Below are 19,715 nucleotides of genomic sequence, written 5' to 3' on the forward strand. Positions count from 1 at the left end.
TGCTGGTCGTGTCGTCTGTTCAGTGAATGGCGCGCAGGAGAGCCTGCGTAACGTCTTCGGTCGTGGCAGTGCCGCCTAGATCGCGGGTACGGATACCATCTGTCGTCAGGATCTGCTTCATGCCGCCATCAAGACGGGCAGAGAGGTCCTGACGGCCCACATGGGCCAGCATCATGCTGGCGGCCATCATGAGCGCCAGGGGGTTGGCAACACCTTTGCCCGCGATATCCGGAGCCGATCCGTGGACGGCTTCGAACACGGCCATCTTCTCCCCGATATTAGCTCCCGGAGCCATGCCCAAACCGCCCACGAGGCCGGCTGTCAGATCGGAGAGGATATCACCAAAGAGGTTAGTCGTGACGATAACATCGTAGTTTTCCGGCTTGATGACGAGTTCCATTGCGCAGGCGTCGACAATACGCTCTTCAAGTTCGATACGGCCTTCATATTCGGCAGCAACGCGGCGGCCTTCATGCAGGAAGATACCGCTGAGGATCTTGAGAATATTGGCCTTGTGAACCAGCGTGACCTTCTTGCGACCGTTCTTCACAGCGTATTCGAACGCGAACCTTACGATACGATTACATTCCGCCCGTGTGTTGAAGCCTGCGCCATAGGCCACGGCTTCCGGATCGTCGCCAACGCGCATGTAATGTTCCATGGCGGCATAGAGACCCTCGACGTTCTCGCGGATCACGACCAGATCGACATTGCTGTAACGGCCACCTGGAACGATCGTCTGTGTTGGGCGGACATTGGCGTACAGATCGAACTGCTGGCGCAGCGTCACATTGATGGACCGGAAACCCTTGCCGACCGGAGTTGTCAGAGGGCCTTTCAAAACCAGTCCCGTGCGGGCGATGCTGTCGAGCGTCGCATCGGGAAGAGCGCTGCCCTGATTTTCCAGAGCGCCCATTCCTGCATTCTGATGATCCCAGACGAAGGGCGCGCCGAGTGCATCCAGAACAGTCGTGACGGAGGCCATGATCTCAGGTCCGATACCGTCACCGGCGATGAGCGTGGCGGGAATCTTGTTGGTCATGGCGTATCCTGTCTGTCCATACTTAGAAGGCGTGCGGACTTTAGAGGCGAAAACTGCTAGGTCCAATATTTCGTTGCAGGTTTCATCATACCTTAAAGGTATTGCATGGTTGAGTTACGTCATTTCCGCGCCGTCGTGGCCATCGCCGAGGAAGGGAATCTCACACGGGCCGCAGAACGGCTCGGGATTCAGCAACCGCCCCTGACGCGGATGTTACGGTCCTGCGAAGAAGCGATGGGTGTTCAACTTTTTGAGCGCCATGCCAAAGGGATGCGTCTGACGGCTGCCGGGCGGAGTATGCTCAAGGGGGCATATGACATTCTCGACCGGGTGGACGAGACAGTTGAAGATGTTCGTCGGGTCGTGCGTGGCGAAAGTGGCGAACTGTCTGTGGGTTTTACCAATTCGGCCATGTGTCATCCCAGCTTGCCGGCCGTATTAGGGCACTTCAGGGAGAGTTGGCCGGATGTGACGCTGACCCTGACGGAAGGCAATTCGAGCCAGCTTCTCGGCGCTTTGCGAGATGATCTTGTGGATGTGGCGTTCGTGCGTGCCTCCATCCCGGATGTATCGGATGTGATGGTGGAACTGATTCTGGAAGAGCCGATGGTGGTGGCGGTTCCTCGTGCACACCCACTTGCGTTGAACTCGCCAGCGGAAGGCTTGAGACTGGCGGATCTCGAGAACGAAGACTTCATTCTCTATCAGAGCCAGTATAACAACGGTCTCTACAAAACGATCGTGGATGCCTGTCTGGGTGCAGGTTTCATGCCCAACATCCGGCAGAAGGGCCCTCAGCTTATGGCGGCGCTCAGTCTTGTAGCCGGAGGACTGGGGATTTCTGTCGTGCCCCATTCAATGCAGCAGCATCATGCAGGGCAGATTACTTACATTCCCCTCTCATCGCGGACAGCTCTGACGGCACCCGTCTATCTTGTGTATCGGTCTGTGCGGATGACAGGCGCTAAGCTGTACTTCATTCATCAGGCGCGTCAGATGCGGACGCGCCAGTTTGGGGTTTCTAAAGCCGCGTCCTAACGAAGGGTCTGCGTCTCTTGCCTTCTTGGTGTCAGGTCATTTTTGCAAGAGTTAGATCTGATGTGTGTTTCTCAAAAGAAACGCGTTGCGGCTCTTATCAGGCGGGTTGGCGCTTATGCACATAGATTCGAATATGGAACGAAATATTCTTTGTACACAATGCGTTCAAAAGAGAGGATTGAGCATTCCGCCTACCCAGGGAATTGGAATGTCTGTTTTCAGGTACATGGGTTTGAAACAGACATTCCAATCATAATCTTATCCGTTGGGGAGGGCTGTCTAGGCTTTTTCAATTTCGTGAATATTTTTACTGTGAGATTCAGAGATACTTCCCCTATGCCCACTGGGGGAACGGATCATTCAGATGGCTGTAATGCCGGGGCATGAAAGCATCGTCCTGTGAATCTGGAATCAGGCAATCGTCCAGCGTAGTTCGAATAGCGGTTTCATCCATTGCTGCGCCGATAAAGACGAGCTCCTGCCGACGATCGCCATAAACGTTGTCCCAGTATCCTGCTAGCGTTGTTTTCCAGGCTTCATCGTCTGGCCAGTTTTGATGCGGAACACTGGCCCACCAGCGTCCGGCAGCCTGATGCCGGGCCAAAGCGCCCGCGATACTCAGATCCCCAACCCAGTCTGGCCGGGTCGCAAGCCAGAAATACCCTTTGACCCGCACAACCCCATGCCATGATCGTTCGATGAAAGCGGCAAAAGCTTCCGGGTTAAAAGGGCGACGGGCGCGGTAAACGAAACTGGTAATGCCATATTCTTCAGTCTCTGTGCGATGCTCGGTATGTCCGTACAATTCCCGGAACCATGTAGGGTGCTGATGCGCCCGGTCAAAATCGAAACGTTTCGTATTCAGGATCTGATGAGTGTCAACCTGGCTTTGGTTCGTTTCGATGAGAGAAGCATCGGCGTTCAGAGAACGAATGATCAACCTCGCAGCCTCTGCCTGCTCCGGAGAGGCTGTATCAATTTTATTTAGGATGATGACATCCGCAAACTCGATCTGATCAACGAAAAGGTCCACAAGGGCCCGTTCATCGTCCTCTCCTGCCACTTCTCCTCGGTCCCGAAGGAAGTCGGTTGAGCCATAGTCGTTAAGCAGATTCACGGCATCCACGACTGTAACCATGGTATCGAGGCGCGCTATGTCGCTCAGGCTGTGGCCGTCCTCATCGCGGAATTCAAAGGTCGCAGCGACCGGTAAAGGCTCGGCGATACCGGTTGATTCGATCAGGAGATAATCAAAACGATTGTCTCGTGCCAGTCGGGTCACTTCGGTTAACAGATCATCCCGTAGTGTGCAGCAGATGCATCCATTGGTCATTTCTATCAGTTTTTCGTCCGTTCGTGAGAGGTTACTCCCTCCGTTGCGGACGAGTTCCGCATCAATGTTCACGTCACTCATGTCATTGACAATGACTGCCACCTTCAGTCCCTCACGATTATTCAGAACATGATTAAGCAGTGTTGTTTTTCCAGCTCCCAAAAAGCCAGAAAGGACAGTTACAGGCAATCGTGCATCCGTCATGACAGGAGGGTCCTTAGGGGGAAGAGGGGTTGATATATGTTTATTATAAGTTATGTTATAACATATCAATAGTGAGGAAGGTTTGTCTTCATGTCTGCATGCCCGACACGGTGCCGCTTGGAGCGCCAGTTGCCATACAGAGGCATCTTGTCATCGCATTGCAGCCTTGAGGTGCAGTCGATGGATATGTCCTTCGCTCTGAAACAGGCTGTGGAAGCGTATCTTGCGAAGGGTTCCCACCTGCTCATGGTCAATGGGACAATACCGGAAATAGCAGCGCAGCTGGAAGTTCGTTGTCCTGAACCGGCGAGGTGTCTGGCGACCGACATGATTGCTCTTGCCGACCTTTACCGTAGTATTTCAGGACACCAAAAATTACTTGTTCGACTGGAAAAGATAACGACAGACAGTTGTCGGAAATTTCATGTGGACTGTGTCGATCTTCGTCTGCTGCGAACCTATGTAGGCCCAGGCGTTCAGTGGACCCGTGATGAGGGGCGTACAGTGCGGGAGGCTCCGACAGGTGCTGTTGTTTTCCTGAAGGGGAAGCATTTCCCTGGATGGAGTGATGCCGAGAAGCTCCTTCATCGCTCTCCACCTCTTTCAGACCGTCCGGCTTCAGAGCGTTTCAGGCTCCTTCTGACGATTGACGAGGCGAATGCTTGTGCTAATGCGCCCTTTGATCTGGTCGCCTGATCTGTGTTTGCGATAGAAAGCTGGCCTGATCCTGTTGTGGGCCATGGACCTCGTGTTCGTGCATCGGGGGGGACGGGTATCCTGACTGATCTCGTTCGGTCGGATCTGGATCTTGTGATTTGGACAAGGCAGGTTCCGGTTGAGTGGAAACACGCTTCGAATGATCATTATGCTTCGGTGAAGAGCATTGTCCTGTCCGGCCCCCTCACGAAGATTTTGAGTAAATTGAAGGATAAGGATTTTTGTGCAGAATATCCTGACTTCGTGATTGAAGACGTATCCCAGATTGCTGCGCTTGTCGCGGCGTTTGCAGTGTCTGACAGACTAACGCTTCACCTAGGCCCCGAACCGGATACCGCACAGATAACCAGTTTAGCAAAGCTGAAAGCCCTTTGTTGCTATGGCGCAAGCTCTGTGGGGTGGGGCTCGGGGCCAGGATACGAAGATGACTTTTTAAGTTTTCTGGAGCCTTTCGCAGTGGCTTTTATCCCTTTCTGGAGCAATGATCGGCTTCACATCCAGAAGAAGGCCAAAAATCCAATTCTCTTTCTGACATTGATTGCTCTTTGAGGCCGGTTGGATTTCCTTATTGCTGGAGCTGGAGCTGGAGCTGGAGCTGGAGCTGGAGCTGGAGCTGGAGCTGGAGCTGGAGCTGGAGCTTGGGTTGAAGATGCGGTTTCTGGATATTGGAGGCCAGATTTTGCAGATGTATTTGTAAGGCATGAGCCCGCTTATGACTGTCGTAAAGGAAGCGTTTAATGATAGCCTGTCTGATTATTTGGTTTATGCGTTCCACTTGACCATTGGCTCAGGAATTCCCGGACCATGCTTCTAAGCGAGATGAATGGTAGGAAGTTAATTGAGGATGCCGCGGCGCTGATGCTTGAGGTGCTGCTGGATGCCAAGAGACGGATGCGTCCGGTATTCGGGTAGGAGCGGATCGTGGCATCGGCGAAACATTCTCCGAAGACGCTTTTGGGTAATGCGCTGTGAAAGATCGGCTGGATATGCCCGAAGTGCCGTTGGTCTGGGCGTGAATAATAACGTATAGCGTTAACGAATTGGGAATAGCGCTGCGTCGTTCCGAAAAGGCCTTGTGCTGGTGACAGCGCCAATCACTTTTCTTGACAATCATACGTCTTAAAATGAAAACGTAACTGCAGCGCTAAGCGGAACTGGCACATTTCTGCTGAAAATTGACTCAGTGAGATGCCATTTCATTATATTGTGCGTAAAGCTCCTCCCACTTGCTTTTAAGTGGTGTCGGACGGTGTGAGTTTTCAATGTCCTGAGAAAATTGGCTTACCAGGCCTCCGATTTTTTGGCGAAAGCCAAGGCGTATATTCTGATCGGCTTCTCGGATATCAGGGAAGCTGCGTAGATGGTTAATCTCAGCTTCCAGAGCCGGAAAAAATGGAGTCAGACGAGCATCTGGAAGTGTTTTTTCCGGCCCGAAAAAATCGATAAAGGGCTCAAGGAAGCGCGCTTCCATTTGCGTGGCGGTTTGTGGCGATGTCGTACCACCGCGCGGGCGGCTGCACTTCCATACATATTCTTCCAGCGATTTGTGGAAGTAGTGTCCGATCCAAGCGTTTTTTTCAGAAAGCTGTCCAATGGCTTGGTGTCCTGATTGCTCCGTATGTAAAAGCTTTCCTCGAGTATCAAACGTACGAAAAGAATGCTGATAAGCCCATTGCGGGTGGTGGGCATGCGAGAACGGTGCCAAACGTGTCTGGAAGGCAGTTTTAACCAAAACGTTTTCTGGCGGTTCTCGACGCTGAAAGCGTGATACCATCGGTATATCCCGATGCTGTAATTGGCTGTCTGGCGTCATCATTACCCAAGAAAAGGCTATGGCATCCGCTCCACGAGCCTCCTGCAAATCGAAAAATGGACCAATATGTCGGTAATGCTTCCAGTCGAGAGCAAGAAATTCATCCAGATCCGCAACGAGCGTCCAACGATAGTCGAGCATTTGTGGCGTGCAGGCGAGTGCTGCGGAATAGGATTTTGCCTGAATGCGGGTAGGGCTTTCGGGATTGGTATCGATCCACGTAATGATGCTGTGTCGGGCTAAAGTACTCAGTAGCTCATTCGAGCCATCAGTATTGTTGTTCGAGCACAGGAAAATGTGGTCGAAGCCAATCATCCGATGCCACGCGACCCACTCGAGCAGATAAATACCTTCGTTCCGGGCTGTAGCCAAAACACAGGCGCGTTTGCGGGGTTCGATCAGGCGGCGTGTTTGACCAAGCAGAATAAGGCCAGCAGGTGGCGCACGCTCAACGCCGTAATCTATTTGCCCCAGAAAGTCCGTTGAGCCATCCAGCCGGGTATGAGAGAGCGGTTCGCGTTCACGGCACCATGAAGCAAGTTTCGGGAAAACGCTGCTGATCCAGTAATCGTCAGAAACAGTGCAACGCAAGCGCTCCAGAAGATCCGCGTCTTCCAGAAGAAATGCTCCGAACCGTTCCATCTCATCACGTGTCAGCAGACACAGAAAAGCTCCGAAGGCACCGGCCAACGTCTGGTTATCTGCTCTCAGGCACCAGCGACGCAGGGCGCAAGCGTTCATGCCATTTCCGACGACATCGTTAATGGCTTGGGCCCAGCAAGGGAGAGGTTCGTCCTGTGGCGTAAGTTCGACAGTAAACTGCTCCCACCCTGCTACGGATTTCCTATCACAAATAAGCTGCTGTAATTCACGGGGCTCTGAACTTAAATAACGTTCTTCCAAGGGATGTCGGAGGGCTATTTTACTGTCATCCATCTGAACAACGCGGAATGACAAGATGGGGCTAGCCGGAGCGTTATAGGAAGCACACGAGAACGACTGAATGTTCTCGAGGGCGAGCAGAAATGCGAGATCTGGACGGTCATTGTGACGTACCATCCGGGTAGAGATAATGCCGTTCCCGGATACCAGGTGTCCTTTTGATATATCGATGCCCAGGTACCGACCATGCCAGTCCTTCAACGCGCTCAGAGACAATTCCATCTTGTTTTCCATGGTCAGAGAATCTCTGGCAGGTCTGCGGTATCCTGACTCTTATTTAATTGCTCGATGCGCATTTGGAGGTAGCGCTTTAATCGAGGCAAGCGATCATGTGCATGTGTAGACCAAAAGTGAATGAGAACCGGATCTTGCGTTGCATTTTTATAGGGGAAAACGCCTTCACCAGTTCCTACGGCAATCATGGAAGAAATGGCCGTATCGTCTACGCAGGCCTGTTTATGGAGGACGTAATTCAAAACCGCTTGATCGACCCATCCCTTTGTGTTTCCTAAGCAAATCATTCGATCAATGATTGCTATGACTGTATTGAATGCGGCTTGAGCAACATTTATATTTGGAAATCCTATGATTCCCGAGTTAAATCCGTATATTTTATTTGGGAAAAAATTTTCATGCTCAAAAAATGCTTTCCCAACAGCTTCGGATTCTCGATACAGTGAAGGAATAATAACGACACCAGGATGATCCTCTGTGCCGACACTGATTTGCGGGGACATCAGCACTGCCCGTAAAAGTGTGTTTATGGGAGCGTTACAAATAACATCCGTGTCCATGTAAAGGATAGGTTGGTAACGTCCGATTTGAAACAGTTCGCCAATGCGATAACGCGCCTTCCACATTTCGATCCGAGAATGGGCGGAGGCTCTGAAAATATGTAGCTTTCCGGGGAAATTGTCCGGCAGAACGCTGTGCATGTCATCACGGTCTGTGATGATGCAGAAATCTCCCCTGTATTGCCCGATCTCAACCAACGAAAGAATGCTTGTAATAACACTTTCGCGCTGTTCGTCGGAGCCGAAAGCTACGAAATAAATCAGGGGAGTATACCGGACGTAGCGCTCCGCTGACATACCGCGCATCAAAACGACGCTTTCGTCATGTAGAGACAGAGCTTCAAGAGCTTTGCTATTTTCCAACCTGTCATAATACCGGTCAGAGATGAAGAAGCCGTTATCGTGAGACGTTATAGCTGTTTTATCGTGTAGTGTTCCATCGTGCAGAGACAGCCAAGTGGAGCGAGTTAGTGTGCTCAGAGGATTTTCAAAGAAAATTTCCGAGCAACGGAACAATTCCCAACCAGCGACTGTCTTGCGTGAAAAAACAATCGCAGGTGATCCTGGCTCTGCCGCTCCGAAAAAGTTATCTTTGGAGATGCTGATTTTTTCGATCCCACCGATAATTTCTTCCGAATGGCTAGTGTACGCCTCAAGATTTTGTTTTTCGCCATTGTAAAAAATATACAAGGTCGATTGACTGTAAAAAATGGGAACAACATGAGGAGATGGATAATATCCAGAGCCTTTGACTATGGATTCATTCGTTCGGTCATAATAAAGGATGTATCCGGCATGATCATAAAGGATGAATTCAGCCATGGAATGTGCCTCCCCGGCTAGTAGGGTTGAATGAAATTTGTAAAATTTCTTCTCTGAGAGCGGTCATTTCTGTGTCATTTCGCCATGCGGCGCGGTAAATGGTTTCGTTCCAAATCGCATCGAAGATAACGGTGTTTTCCTTCACCGCGTCCGGATTGCCTGACGATTGAGCATCAAGTATCTGAAGATCGCTATTGATTAGAAAAAACAAACAATCTCTTGTTCCAGGTTGGAGCACAATCCCACCATAGCCAGCCCGAACCATGCGGAGTGTATGCTCGACATGTTCATGCCCATATCGGCCGAAGCGTGTGTCCATATATCCGACATAGTTCAAGGCTTCACGCGTGAAGCCGGAACATTGACCGCTAAGTAGCCCTGTCTTTAGTGGGTCATGCCATAGAGCATGGCTCCCATCTTTCAGGTACCACTTGGGAGCATGATTGACATGGCCATACAGAAGAGAGGCAAGAATCCAATCAAGATCCCACCCATTTTTCGTGGGTTGTACGTCGTCTTCAATCAGGAGCACGACGTCGCATTTACGAACCTGATGCAGATAGAACAGCGCCCGGTTTTTGTTCCAAGCGATCCCGCGGTTTCTTGCGCTACTCCATGAGATGTCAGGAATGGATTTCAATATATCTGGAGTGGCATCCGATGAGCCATCATCGGAGACAAAAATTTCAAGAGGGAAAAAGGTACTTATTTTCAAGCGATTTATAGTGTCGGCAATCAGGCCCTGTCTGTTCCACGTCGTAATGCCAAGACCGACCCGAAGGTTAGCGAAGCCTCCCGCCTGCTTTACAATGTCGACAATTTTTTGTGGGAAGAGAGGAACAACTTCCTGTTGTGTTTCACTGAATTCAAACACGACAGATGACAGGATGATACTGGTAAGGTTTTGTGGAGAAATAAGTGGAATTTCGATTTCGAAGCTAGTATCGGCGTCGTCAAGCGCTTCGATTTCCTGCCGGGAGGATCTGTTCAGGCGGATAGACGAAGGTGCTGCATAACAAGTTTCGGGAATTAACCGGATACTGCGAGCGACAGAAGCGCCATTCCAAGCACTTCCATGAACTTTTAAAGAGCCACAATCAATAGAAAGTTTCTTTAAGTAAAACGTTCTGCGGCGCTCAATTGAACTGATCATGCCATTCATCCATCGCTCTCCCCTCTTTCTATCACGCTTCTCATGCTTGGCAGAAGATATCAACAGACTCTTTTGCAGAATTTGAGCGTCTGTGTATCAACTTACATCGGACAGGATGGCTCCGATGCCTGCTCGCAAGACACTGAGTTTACATTAGGTTCAGGACACACATTCTTAATGTAAAGGAGGATGCTTACTGCGATATAAACTGCTGACACGAGAGTACGAACGCAGTGATCGTATTGCGTTGCGGTACGTTGTCAGTCTTTCAGTTTTGCAAACATATTTTCGATCAGGTGACGATTTTTATATGGATGTCACTTGTAAGGCATTTGCGATTTCTTTTTCTTGTCGGAATACGGGCGGTGATATTTCGTCCGACTAGAAGATGCATGATTTGATTGCTATCACACCCCGCGGATTTCCAATGTTCTCTTGTGTCTCACAGAGGAGAACTACCAAACAGGAGAATGTCTGCGCCCCTGCAGTCACTGATCTGGCTCGTAGTCAGATGAGGTCGGACAGGCTTGTTATTACCATAGGGCATGGAGCTTTGAATTCAGCCTGCCTCCTCGGCGTCGGATATGGAAGAGAAAAGCCCTTTTTGAGCAGAGACGCTGCAGTTCTGTATGCCTCGATAATATGCTGCATCAATTATTGGTTGCCTTGAGCGGCGAGCCTGCTCCGTTAGTGCGATGAATAGCGAGTCAAAGATACTGAGGTAGAGCCAATGGATAAAGCAGTTGTATAAAGTCTCGTGTGAGCCATACTTTTTCGGGGCATCTTTTACTTGAAGGCCGTTGCGGATTAAATAAACAATCCCGCCCAGAATATGACGGTCATCGACCCGAGGCAAACACTGGGGCAGTAGGAAGCGGCTTAATCTTCTTCATCTGCTGTTTACGCAGCAAAAACCACCCATTCACAGGCTCGTCTTCCGCTGGCGAGCCTGTGAAGCGTAACAGACAGTTCAGTCTAATACGCTAGTAGGTTCCGGCGCCAATTATTAAACACTTTAGAGGCATATCCTGTAAGGAATCAGTCCTGTTTCAGAACACCGCAGAGCATGCGGGCGCCGGAGCCGCCAATCGGTTGAGTCTTGTAGTCATCAGCCTGTGCGTGAATGACGATGGAGCTTCCGTCAGCATCCAGGAGGGCTGGACGACCGGAAGCCCCTTTAAGGGATACAAAAGTCGCATAGATCTCTGCTGAAGCCGTGCCGTCGGCTGCTGCATGGATATTAGTCAGATCCCCGGAATCGTTGGCATCGACGTTGAGAACACCATGAACAACGGATTTTGTCGTATGGACATGCGCGCCGGCACTGGTGAACTTGGGAATGCCGCAGTCGCCTTTTTCGTGGAAGTGAATGCCATGCCACCCTGGGGTGAGGCCTTTGGCTTCGATATGCAGCAGAACGCCTTTGGGGGCTTCTGTTACCTGAATGGTGCCTGCTGGTTTGCCGCTGGCATCAATCAGGTTCGCCGTGGCGGTTTCGGCCGCGAATGCCATGGAGGGTACGGCGATCAGAGTGATGGCCAGAAGTGCTGATTTCAGTGGGTTCATTGAAAAATTCTTTCCTGATTATGAGCAAATAGAATCCTGTCTGGCTTTGAAGGTGTCGCAAACCAGAATGAATATCAACAACCTTTACGGGAACGCTCTTCTCTTCTTCGCGAGCATTCAGGAATGCGATATCCGTTCTTTCCCAGCGCGTTGTCACAAGGCTTTCGACGTGCGGAACACTCGGTTCGAGGGCAGGATTTCAATGATCGGAAGATGACAGAACGAAAACGGGTTACGGTTCTGTTTCTTTCGTTTTCTTCCTGCCGGAAGCGTGGCAGAAGGCGGTTTCATCCCGCGTGATCGCGTCATCACATTGACCAGGGAAATTATGCTTTTCAAAACTCTGCCCATGCAGACCATTATTGGTCTGTGCGCACTCTTCGCATGCACATTTACTGCCTTGACCAGTGAAGTTGCACCTGTGGGTCTGCTGATCGATATGGCGCAGGCTTTTCATATTGCTGAAGGACAGGCGGGCCTGGCTGTCAGTGCTTTTGCTCTGATGGTGACACTTGGGGCTGTACCTCTGACCATTCTGACGGTTGCGATTGATCGCAAGAAGCTGATGCTCCTGTCTCTGGGAGGGTATGTCCTGTCCAATCTGATTGTCGCCCTTGCGCCAACATTTTTGATTTTATGTGCTGGAAGAGCCGTTGGTGGTATTGCCCATGCGCTGCTGATGTCGATTGTTTCAGCCTACGCTGCTCGGCTTGTTCCTGCGAACATGACCGGTCGGGCAATTTCTTTCGTGTATGGAGGGACATCTCTTGGAGCCATTCTTGGCGTCCCAGGGGCTGCGGCTATCGGACATTTTGCAAACTGGCGGATTGCGATGTTCGTCATGACGGGGCTTGCCGTGTTGCTGACGGTTTGTATCGCGTTTTTCCTGCCCCCTGTGGCCCCTACAGGAACGGGCAGTGCACAACTCCCCTCTATCGGGTCTCGCAAGGCGATGCGGGTCTTTATGGTTGTCGTTGCAATTGATGCTCTGTTCTTTGTGGCACACAATCTGCTCTATACTTATGTTACACCGCTTCTACTTCTGCATGGCTTGCCAAAACCTGCCCTTAGCGTGGCGCTGCTTCTGACAGGAGTGGTGAGTATTTCCGGATTGTGGGCGGCTGGTCAGATTGTGGATCGTTGGCCAGCTGCTGGGCTTCTCGGTGGTGGTTTCGCCATGCTGGTGGGTATGGGGCTGATGTCCGGACATATTATAACCGGATGGGAGGCTGTTGCTTCGGTCGGACTATGGTGCACGGGATATTCGGCCATCATTCCTTTCATTATGTCGGGAGCAATCCGTGCACGGGCAACGCGCCCCGATGTTGCGGGCGCTGCCATCAATGGGGCCAGTAATCTTGGTATCCTTCTTGGATCTGCCTTGGGAGGGCAGATTTTGACATGGAGTGGCTTTAATATCCTGACGCCTCTGGCTGTAGTCATGGCACTGGCCGCAATCCTGCTGGCCCTGTTCAGCCCCGATGCTTTTCCTCGTATTCTGCAACCGCACGAAGACGAAGCATCTGCCTGAAAAATAGAACGGGAGATATGGTTCAGTCTCCCGCTTTTTTCAGAAAATGCGATTTTTCAAGACCAAAGCACTCAGCATCAGAACGATGTGGATAATGTGCCCATCATGGCGAAGGGCGGCATGATATAATAAGTGGGCGCCGTGTCAGCGCTGATCTTGTGTCCGTACACGCCTGTTGTGGGCTTGGCGTTGTTCGCGAAGTAATAGACACCTCCCAATTTGTACTGACCGGTCAGGTTCGTGAAGTTCAGCTTGAAGACCGGGGATTGGGCAATGAAGAATTTTGGCAGGTGGTAGCCCAGTGTCAGGGAGTCCGAGAAGTAGGACGGCATATACTGATCGTTCATGAAGGACGCAGCCTGCCGCGAAGTATAATGTACGCTAGCGTTCAGAAAGAACGGTCCTTCATTATACGTCAGCCCGACGCTACCCGAAAATTTCGGTGACATGATAGCCGTCTTGCCCTTGGTCCGCAGGTAGTCCACTGCACCATCGTCTGCTGTGGTCTGGAGGTTGTTGTCCATCGTCGTATGTAGGTATTCGAATGCGAAATATGGGCTGAAGCGATGGAACAGCGGGCGGGTGGACAGCATGACATCGACGCCACGGATTGTTTCGCCGCCTGCATTGATCGTCTGGCTGACCTGAACATCGTTGCTGAACGTATTGATGGAGAGCAGGCGGTTGGAGACATTCATGTTGAAGAAGCTGATATCCGCTAGGAACAGGTCGTCATTGTAGCGGTAACCCAGTTCTTCCTTGATGGAATACTGTGGTTTTGCGCCAGCGCCTGAAGTCGTCATGATGCCGCTGCTCGTGCTGTAGCGGGAGATCATGTTGATTGGAGACGGAGCGCGGAAGTCCCCTTCAGCATTGATGTAAAGCTGATGATGAGGCGCGAAATTGTATGACCATGAGAAGCGTGGCGTTGGCGAGACGTAGGTGTGGTTCGTGTGGCTGGCCGTGCTGGGCAGGTAATCCTGTCCTTCCAGCGTCATGGACGTTACTTTGATGCCGCCGGTCACGGACATCTTATGGTTCAGAAGATGGACGGTATCTTCCAGAAAACCAGAATTAAGGCTGTAGGAGCCAAGGTAATCGACGGAATAATAAATACTGCCGCTTGTGGTCCGGTAATAGGATGACTTGTCTGTATCAGATGGCTGTGCGCCAGTCGTCTGGTTCATGCGCGACAGTGGGGTACGCAGGGAATAACGATACTCCTCATGCCAGTAGCCGATCTGTCCGTCGTTGTTTTCGGAGTGCCAGCCCAGGGCTGCAACCACACCGCCCTGCTGGGTCACGGACATTGAATTCGTGGATACTGCTGCACGCGTTGAGGTGCTGATCTTACCGTCGCCGTTCAAATCTACGCGTTGGAGTGCTGTTCCGGCATACGTGCGGCCTTCCTGCAGACGGGATGCACTGTTCAGCGTAATGTCCGAACGCTCGTAGTAAGGCGAGATATTCAGGGTGAAGGTATTGTTCAGAACGAACTTCATGGGGGCGGACACATAGAACTGGCTCTTGTCCGTGCCGTGTACACCGTAATAACCGCTTGGTGACGTCGCATTGAATTCAGCCGTATAGTTCAACGGGGTTGAGACTGGACGGTCATGCTTGTCGTTCTGAAAGTTGGCCTGCGTCGGATACCGGTTCAGATAATAATGTGAATGGTTGTATCCAGCGAACAGATCTATGGAACTGCGTGCGCCAATCTGCTTCTGTGCACGGAAATCCATATGTTTGCGGTCGCTGTCCCCCGAGCCGCGCCATGCGTCGGAGTGGGTGTTGGAGAACGAGGCATAGGTGGTGATGCCTGTATGGCCAATTTCTCCTGAATCTACGCGGATGAAACCGCGCGTCCGGTTGAAAGAGCCGTAACTGCCAGAGACCAGACCACCAAATGTCTTGGAGGGTGCGCGTGTGGTGATGCTCAGGGCGCCAGCACCAGCGGATGTGACAGGATTTTCCACGGAGATCGAGCCAGGGCTCATACTTTCGGAGGTAATATTGTTGCTGTCGATATAGTTCTGCACGAAGTTGGCTGCTGACGACGTACCACCATTCGCGATTGGCATACCGTTCAGAAGGATGCCGATGTCGTTATCGTACAGTCCGCGGCTCTGCATGGAGCCGCCTTCATTCCCACTCGGGTCCGGTGTTGTAATATTTACACTGGGCAGATTGGAGATCAGGTCCAGGGGGCTGCTCGTAGGGCTCTGCATTTCAATGTAATTCTGCGTCACGGTCTGTACGGCCCGGGCCGCTGTTTCGACCCGCATCATGCCGCCGCCCGGCTGGTGGCGCGTGCCTGTAACGCTGATGGACTCCTTGCCAGCCTCAACCGTCTGTGTGTTGTGGTGCTTGTGTCTGGCGGGTTCTGTCGTTGGAGCAGTTGCCGCCTGGGCAGCCGGCGTCAGGAAGGACAGGCTGCTCAGGAATGTTGCTGCTGCGAGAGATTTCTTTCCTTGTCCGAAAAGAGCGTTAAGCGGAACGGATGTTCCGGGACGAGTGGAACGCAGAGGAGAGAAAGCGCAGGAAAGCATGTCGAGGACTCGTTTTACGGAACGGCAATGGTTCGATTTCGTTACGAAACAGTTCAGCCAAGATAAAGGAGGTAATGATAAGAACATTCCAAAGAAAAAATTGATAGTTTCAATCTTTGTCAGGAAAATTCTGATGTTCAGGGCGTGCGGCGCTCCAGAAACGACCGTGCCGAGAGGACGCTGATGAACGAGATGATCGCTGTTAGGATCATATAGAGAGCCGGGACATGAGAGAGGCCGGTCCAGGACAGAAGCGCCGCGTTTGTGAGGGGGGCTAGACCGCCGAACAGCACAACACCGAAAGAATATCCCATCGTCAGGCCGCGCCCTCTGCGTTCCCTTGGGAAGAGCTGGCCGATGAAGCCGTCTAGAGCAGCGAAATAGAACAGGCCGCTCAGATTGAACAGAAGGGGCATGAGCAGAACTGTTGCAGGAACGGTTTTGATTAACTGGAAGGCAGGAATCGGCAGAAGTGTCAGGAAGGCGCAGGACCAGAGCATTGGTCTGACACTGTGTGTTCTGTCAAAACGGTCTGCCAGTTTCCATCTCAGCGGGGTGAAGAGAAGTTGACCACCATATGTGAGTAAAGGGGCCAGCGATGTGCTGAGGCCGGAGAGGCTGTACTGACTGCGGGCATAGTGAGGCATGTAGAGCCCCAGATACGTAATGCCGCTACCAAGAGCGACAGAGCCCATGATGAGGGCTGTCCTGAGAAGTGTATCGGGTTGCAGGAATGGTGTTGGTGCAGAGTGGGGGCGGGCTGGTATTTCGGAGTTTTCCGGCGTCAGCATCATGCGGAGGATCAGACCACTTATTCCTGCCGCAGCACCCAGACCCGTTGCGATCCTGAAGCCAAATGTATCGAATATCGCAGGGGAGAGCGTCAGTTGGAGGGCCAGAACGACGACTGCGGCGCAGAGCGAAGCCGTGATCTGCCCGATAGCCTGCCAGCTTGCGGCCCGGGCTTCATGTCTGGGCGCGTGTTCGATCAGATAGGATGTAGCGCTTCCGAATTCGCCGCCCAGCGAAAAGCCATGAAGCAGTCTGGCCAGGATGATCAGGGCGGGAGCGGCGATACCGATGTCCTGATAGGATGGCGTCAGGGTGATGAGCAGACTGCCCATGGCCATCAGGAGAATGCAGACCATCATTGTAGAGACGCGGCCGCGCCTGTCTGCGTAATTTCCAAGAATAATGGCGCCGAGCGGCCTCGCCAGAAGAGTCAGCCCAAACGTAGCGAGGGACAGCCCAATCTGGGATAGTGGCCAGTTGTCTGGGAAGAACGTACGGCCTATCGACGCTGAAAAATACGCATAAATGACGAAGTCATAATACTCGATGATATTGCCGATAATGGAGGCAATCACCGCCTGATTGGGTTTGCGTGATGGCCATGCGCCCGTCATCCGGCGTGCGGACTATTGAGAGACTGGATCAGGAACTGGATGAACGACCGCAGCGTCGGGGCACTGTAGCGCTCCTTGTGATACAGCAGATAAATCGGGCGGGAAGGGAGTGTATACTCTGGGAGCAGAGCCGTGAGTTTGCCTTCCCGGATGTCTTCCCGGACCAGATCGGACGGCAACATGGCAATGCCCATGCCTGACAGGGCTGCCCGTCGCATGGCTTGTGTGTTGTTGAACAGCCCTTTGCGCTGCATCTCGACGGCGATATGCCCCTGCGGACCTTCAAAATGCCACTCGCGTCGTGCCCAGTGCCAGGGGGAGGCGGGTGTGTAGGAAAAAGCGAGCGCATCGTGTGCGGCGAGTTGATGGGGAGACAGAAGTTCTTCCCGTCTGGCGAGATAAGCCGGAGAAGCACAGAGCGTCATGGTGTAGTCAGACAAGCGACGACAGATCAGAGAAGACGGTTCCGGCACTCCCAGGCGGATGGCAATGTCAAACTTCTCATGGGTCAGATCGACGCTGCGCTCTGTCAGGACGAGGTCCACGTCGACCGCGGGGTGTTCGTTCAGATAGGCTGCAATGCAGGGCGTAATGCTTTGCGTGCCATAAGTGACGGGCGCGGTGATGCGGAGCGTCCCTGCGGGAAGGCTCTGGGCAGCTTCTGCCATACGCTCGGTTTCGTCGAGCATGCTGAGAATTTTCTGGCATTTGGCGAAGTAGACTGACCCAAAGGCCGTCAGGCTCTGGCGTCTGGTTGTGCGGCGCAACAGGCTGGTGCCAAGCCGCTCTTCAAGAAGGCGCACATAGTTTCCCACCATTGTGGGTGAGATGCCGCAACGCTCTGCGGCGGCTGTCATGCTTCCTGTTTCGACGACGGCAATAAAGGTCGTCATGGCCTGGAAAACGTTCATTGCAAACCAAAGATTGATAATGATCGCACTATAACAGCATTTATTGGGAAGATCTAAGACCGTAACGGTTTGATAGAGATCTCTCCGCTCCCAGAAACTAAAGGTTAGCAGTGTTTATGCGTATCAGAAGTGCGGCTCTCTCCCAAAGAAAGGTTTATGCCCGGACCTCCGGTCTTGTGGGACTGCTGGGAGCAACCGCGCTGGGTCTGAGTGCATGTGCGCATCATCTGCCGCCTGTGTCTGTTGTCGCGCAGCCATCCGTCGCCAGCACATTCATGGCTGCGACAGCCAATCCCATGGCGTCCAGAGCGGCTTCGGATGTATTGGCGAAAGGGGGGAGTGCTGTGGATGCCGCCATTGCGGCACAGATGGTTCTGGCTGTGGTGGAACCGCAGGCATCTGGCCTTGGTGGAGGGTCGACCATCCTGTACTGGGATCGGGGTGCAGGGAGCCTGAGTTTTTTTGATGGCCTGGCCAGCGCACCGATGCGGATGCCGCGTGATTTTATGCATGATCAGAATGGCGTTCGTATTCCGGAAGCTAAGCTTCAGCGGAGCGGGCGTGTCGTTGGCGTTCCTGGCACACTGCGGACATTAGCCCTGCTGCATGACCGTTACGGCAAGCTTCCATGGGCGGATCTGTTCCAGCCTGCGATTGCTGCGGCTCGTGATGGTTTTCCGCTGGCAGGCTATCTCCATCTCGTTCTGACCGAGCGCCCTGAACTGGCCCATGAACCGCAGTTTGCGGCCTATTTCGATGCAGAGGGGCAGCCTCTCCCCAAAGGAACACTTTTGCATAATGCTGCTCTGGCAGGAACATTGGAGCAGGTGTCCAGGCAGGGAGCCGAGTATTTCTACACGGGGGATTTTGCGAAAAAGCTGTCAGCAGCCGTGGCCAGTGGCCCATACCCCGGCACACTGATCTCGGCAGATCTGAAGGCTTACAAGGTTCATGAACGTACGCCGTTGTGCGTGACGGCGTTCAATCGTCGGATCTGTTCTTCCGCTCCGCCTGTTGCTGGTGGACTGTCCGTATTGCAGCAACTGGCCATTCTGGATCGGTTGAAGATTGGCCAGTATGCGCCGGGCAGCGTTGAAGCTGCACATCTGCTTCTGGAAGCCTCCCGTCTGGCTGAGGCTGACCGGCGCAAATATGCCGCTGATCCGGACTATACCCGTGTCGATACGGCTGCGCTTCTTGATCCGTCTTATCTGGATGGCCGTGCAGCGCTGGTCGCGAAGGGACAGGCCGCGGATCGTGTGACGGCAGGGACGCTCAAGGGAACGCTGGCGCTTCTGCCATCCTCCGACCCGATGACCGTGCCAGCCACGACGCATCTTTCCATCCGTGATGCGTCTGGCAACGCGCTCTCTTTCACGACGACGATCAACCTCAATTTTGGTTCGGATATTGTTGTGGATGGCGTGGTGCTGAACAACGCCATTACGAATTTTGCCAGCCATCCTTTTGTGAACGGCTATCCTGCCGCGAATATTGCAGCACCCGGAAAGCGCCCGATCACCACGATGTCGCCGACGATCGTCTTCGGACAAAACGGTCAGCCTGAAGTGATTGTCGGGGCAGGGGGCGGTGCGCGGATCATTGATTCTGTTGTGCAGACGCTGGTGGGGTATCTCGCCTGGGGGCAGAATATCCGTACCGCGATCGAGCAGCCCCGTATCGGTGCCCAGAACCATACCGAGGAACTTGAACAGGGGACGTCTGCTGCCGGGCTGGCCTCGGCGCTGAGTGCCATGGGACATCACCCCAAAATCGACGTCATGAACGCAGCCGTTCAGGGCATTACCATCAGCCCCGAGGGCCTCAAGGGCTGGGGCGACCCGCACCGTGACGGCGTTGCCGTCGGTCAGTAATATCTGCCTCGATCTGCTGG

16 protein-coding genes are annotated in these 19,715 nt (G+C 52.7%); 6 read left to right on the forward strand and 10 right to left on the reverse strand.

Annotated elements, in window-relative coordinates:
* Nucleotides 1-19: 19 nt before the first annotated feature.
* Nucleotides 20-1,042 carry an isocitrate/isopropylmalate dehydrogenase family protein gene (locus J4P41_RS08920; protein WP_062504768.1) on the reverse strand — a complete coding sequence of 341 codons (1,023 nt, stop codon included), beginning with the start codon at nucleotides 1,040-1,042 and terminating at the stop codon, nucleotides 20-22.
* A gap of 105 nt (nucleotides 1,043-1,147) precedes the next feature.
* On the opposite strand from J4P41_RS08920, the gene J4P41_RS08925 reads away from it, so the two are divergent.
* The gene (locus tag J4P41_RS08925) at nucleotides 1,148-2,080 is read left to right on the forward strand and encodes a LysR family transcriptional regulator (RefSeq protein WP_426066834.1); all 933 of its coding nucleotides are present in this window, start codon (nucleotides 1,148-1,150) and stop codon (nucleotides 2,078-2,080) included.
* Nucleotides 2,081-2,414: 334 nt separating this feature from the next.
* Here the strand turns inward: J4P41_RS08925 and zigA are convergent, their stop codons facing one another.
* Nucleotides 2,415-3,617: a zinc metallochaperone GTPase ZigA gene (gene zigA / locus J4P41_RS08930; protein ID WP_426066835.1), complete on the reverse strand. Its 1,203-nt coding sequence runs from the start codon at nucleotides 3,615-3,617 to the stop codon at nucleotides 2,415-2,417.
* A 180-nt stretch (nucleotides 3,618-3,797) separates the two neighbouring features.
* On the opposite strand from zigA, the gene J4P41_RS08935 reads away from it, so the two are divergent.
* Genes J4P41_RS08935 through J4P41_RS08945 form a run of 3 tightly spaced genes read left to right on the forward strand, consistent with a single transcriptional unit; the run spans nucleotide 3,798 to nucleotide 5,031 of the window.
* Complete coding sequence (locus tag J4P41_RS08935; protein WP_426066836.1) at nucleotides 3,798-4,313, forward strand: DUF1826 domain-containing protein; 516 nt, start codon at nucleotides 3,798-3,800, stop codon at nucleotides 4,311-4,313.
* 36 nt (nucleotides 4,314-4,349) lie between these two features.
* On the forward strand, nucleotides 4,350-4,883 hold the full coding sequence (locus J4P41_RS08940) for a hypothetical protein (RefSeq protein ID WP_426066837.1): 534 nt from the start codon (nucleotides 4,350-4,352) through the stop codon (nucleotides 4,881-4,883).
* On the forward strand, nucleotides 4,873-5,031 hold the full coding sequence (locus J4P41_RS08945; protein WP_426066838.1) for a hypothetical protein: 159 nt from the start codon (nucleotides 4,873-4,875) through the stop codon (nucleotides 5,029-5,031). Before J4P41_RS08940 ends, J4P41_RS08945 begins: the two co-directional genes overlap by 11 nt.
* 483 nt (nucleotides 5,032-5,514) lie before the next feature.
* Here J4P41_RS08945 and J4P41_RS08950 read toward each other — a convergent pair whose 3' ends face one another.
* From J4P41_RS08950 to sodC, 5 genes are all read right to left on the reverse strand, one after another.
* Nucleotides 5,515-7,323 (reverse strand): glycosyltransferase family 2 protein, encoded by a 1,809-nt coding sequence (locus tag J4P41_RS08950; protein WP_426066839.1) that lies wholly within the window; start codon nucleotides 7,321-7,323, stop codon nucleotides 5,515-5,517.
* A gap of 2 nt (nucleotides 7,324-7,325) precedes the next feature.
* Complete coding sequence (locus J4P41_RS08955) at nucleotides 7,326-8,705, reverse strand: hypothetical protein (RefSeq protein WP_211568187.1); 1,380 nt, start codon at nucleotides 8,703-8,705, stop codon at nucleotides 7,326-7,328.
* Nucleotides 8,698-9,867 (reverse strand): glycosyltransferase family 2 protein, encoded by a 1,170-nt coding sequence (locus tag J4P41_RS08960; RefSeq protein WP_426066840.1) that lies wholly within the window; start codon nucleotides 9,865-9,867, stop codon nucleotides 8,698-8,700. Before J4P41_RS08960 ends, J4P41_RS08955 begins: the two co-directional genes overlap by 8 nt.
* Before the next feature lie 550 nt (nucleotides 9,868-10,417).
* On the reverse strand, nucleotides 10,418-10,714 hold the full coding sequence (locus J4P41_RS08965; RefSeq protein ID WP_426066841.1) for a transposase: 297 nt from the start codon (nucleotides 10,712-10,714) through the stop codon (nucleotides 10,418-10,420).
* Between the two features lie 182 nt (nucleotides 10,715-10,896).
* A complete protein-coding gene (gene sodC / locus J4P41_RS08970; RefSeq protein WP_426066842.1) occupies nucleotides 10,897-11,424 on the reverse strand; it encodes a superoxide dismutase[Cu-Zn] in 528 nt (175 codons plus the stop codon).
* A 328-nt stretch (nucleotides 11,425-11,752) separates the two neighbouring features.
* Between sodC and J4P41_RS08975 the strand changes: the two genes are divergently transcribed.
* Entirely contained in the window at nucleotides 11,753-12,955 is a 1,203-nt protein-coding gene (locus tag J4P41_RS08975; protein WP_426066843.1) for an MFS transporter, read from the forward strand.
* A gap of 77 nt (nucleotides 12,956-13,032) precedes the next feature.
* Here J4P41_RS08975 and J4P41_RS08980 read toward each other — a convergent pair whose 3' ends face one another.
* The 3 genes from J4P41_RS08980 to J4P41_RS08990 form a co-directional block, all read right to left on the reverse strand.
* Nucleotides 13,033-15,504 carry a TonB-dependent receptor gene (locus tag J4P41_RS08980; protein ID WP_426066844.1) on the reverse strand — a complete coding sequence of 824 codons (2,472 nt, stop codon included), beginning with the start codon at nucleotides 15,502-15,504 and terminating at the stop codon, nucleotides 13,033-13,035.
* Nucleotides 15,505-15,641: 137 nt separating this feature from the next.
* On the reverse strand, nucleotides 15,642-16,910 hold the full coding sequence (locus J4P41_RS08985) for an MFS transporter (RefSeq protein WP_426066845.1): 1,269 nt from the start codon (nucleotides 16,908-16,910) through the stop codon (nucleotides 15,642-15,644).
* Entirely contained in the window at nucleotides 16,907-17,803 is an 897-nt protein-coding gene (locus J4P41_RS08990) for a LysR family transcriptional regulator (RefSeq protein ID WP_426066846.1), read from the reverse strand. Before J4P41_RS08990 ends, J4P41_RS08985 begins: the two co-directional genes overlap by 4 nt.
* Nucleotides 17,804-17,937: 134 nt before the next feature.
* On the opposite strand from J4P41_RS08990, the gene ggt reads away from it, so the two are divergent.
* Nucleotides 17,938-19,695, forward strand: a complete 1,758-nt coding sequence (gene ggt / locus J4P41_RS08995) for a gamma-glutamyltransferase (RefSeq protein ID WP_426066847.1) — start codon at nucleotides 17,938-17,940, stop codon at nucleotides 19,693-19,695.
* Nucleotides 19,696-19,715: the final 20 nt, after the last annotated feature.

It is taken from the genome of Gluconobacter sp. NFX36 (genome assembly GCF_049887835.1).
GTDB classification, from domain to species: domain Bacteria; phylum Pseudomonadota; class Alphaproteobacteria; order Acetobacterales; family Acetobacteraceae; genus Gluconobacter; species Gluconobacter japonicus_A.

Excerpts from the sequence above, each read along its gene's own strand:
- J4P41_RS08920 (WP_062504768.1), bottom strand. The coding sequence starts at position 1,042 with ATGACCAACAAGATTCCCGCCACGCTCATCGCCGGTGACGGTATCGGA.
- J4P41_RS08925 (WP_426066834.1), top strand. The coding sequence starts at position 1,148 with ATGGTTGAGTTACGTCATTTCCGCGCCGTCGTGGCCATCGCCGAGGAA.
- zigA (WP_426066835.1), bottom strand. The coding sequence starts at position 3,617 with ATGACGGATGCACGATTGCCTGTAACTGTCCTTTCTGGCTTTTTGGGA.
- J4P41_RS08935 (WP_426066836.1), top strand. The coding sequence starts at position 3,798 with ATGGATATGTCCTTCGCTCTGAAACAGGCTGTGGAAGCGTATCTTGCG.
- J4P41_RS08950 (WP_426066839.1), bottom strand. The coding sequence starts at position 7,323 with ATGGAAAACAAGATGGAATTGTCTCTGAGCGCGTTGAAGGACTGGCAT.
- J4P41_RS08955 (WP_211568187.1), bottom strand. The coding sequence starts at position 8,705 with ATGGCTGAATTCATCCTTTATGATCATGCCGGATACATCCTTTATTAT.
- J4P41_RS08960 (WP_426066840.1), bottom strand. The coding sequence starts at position 9,867 with ATGAATGGCATGATCAGTTCAATTGAGCGCCGCAGAACGTTTTACTTA.
- sodC (WP_426066842.1), bottom strand. The coding sequence starts at position 11,424 with ATGAACCCACTGAAATCAGCACTTCTGGCCATCACTCTGATCGCCGTA.
- J4P41_RS08975 (WP_426066843.1), top strand. The coding sequence starts at position 11,753 with ATGCTTTTCAAAACTCTGCCCATGCAGACCATTATTGGTCTGTGCGCA.
- J4P41_RS08980 (WP_426066844.1), bottom strand. The coding sequence starts at position 15,504 with ATGCTTTCCTGCGCTTTCTCTCCTCTGCGTTCCACTCGTCCCGGAACA.
- J4P41_RS08985 (WP_426066845.1), bottom strand. The coding sequence starts at position 16,910 with ATGACGGGCGCATGGCCATCACGCAAACCCAATCAGGCGGTGATTGCC.
- J4P41_RS08990 (WP_426066846.1), bottom strand. The coding sequence starts at position 17,803 with ATGACGACCTTTATTGCCGTCGTCGAAACAGGAAGCATGACAGCCGCC.
- ggt (WP_426066847.1), top strand. The coding sequence starts at position 17,938 with ATGCGTATCAGAAGTGCGGCTCTCTCCCAAAGAAAGGTTTATGCCCGG.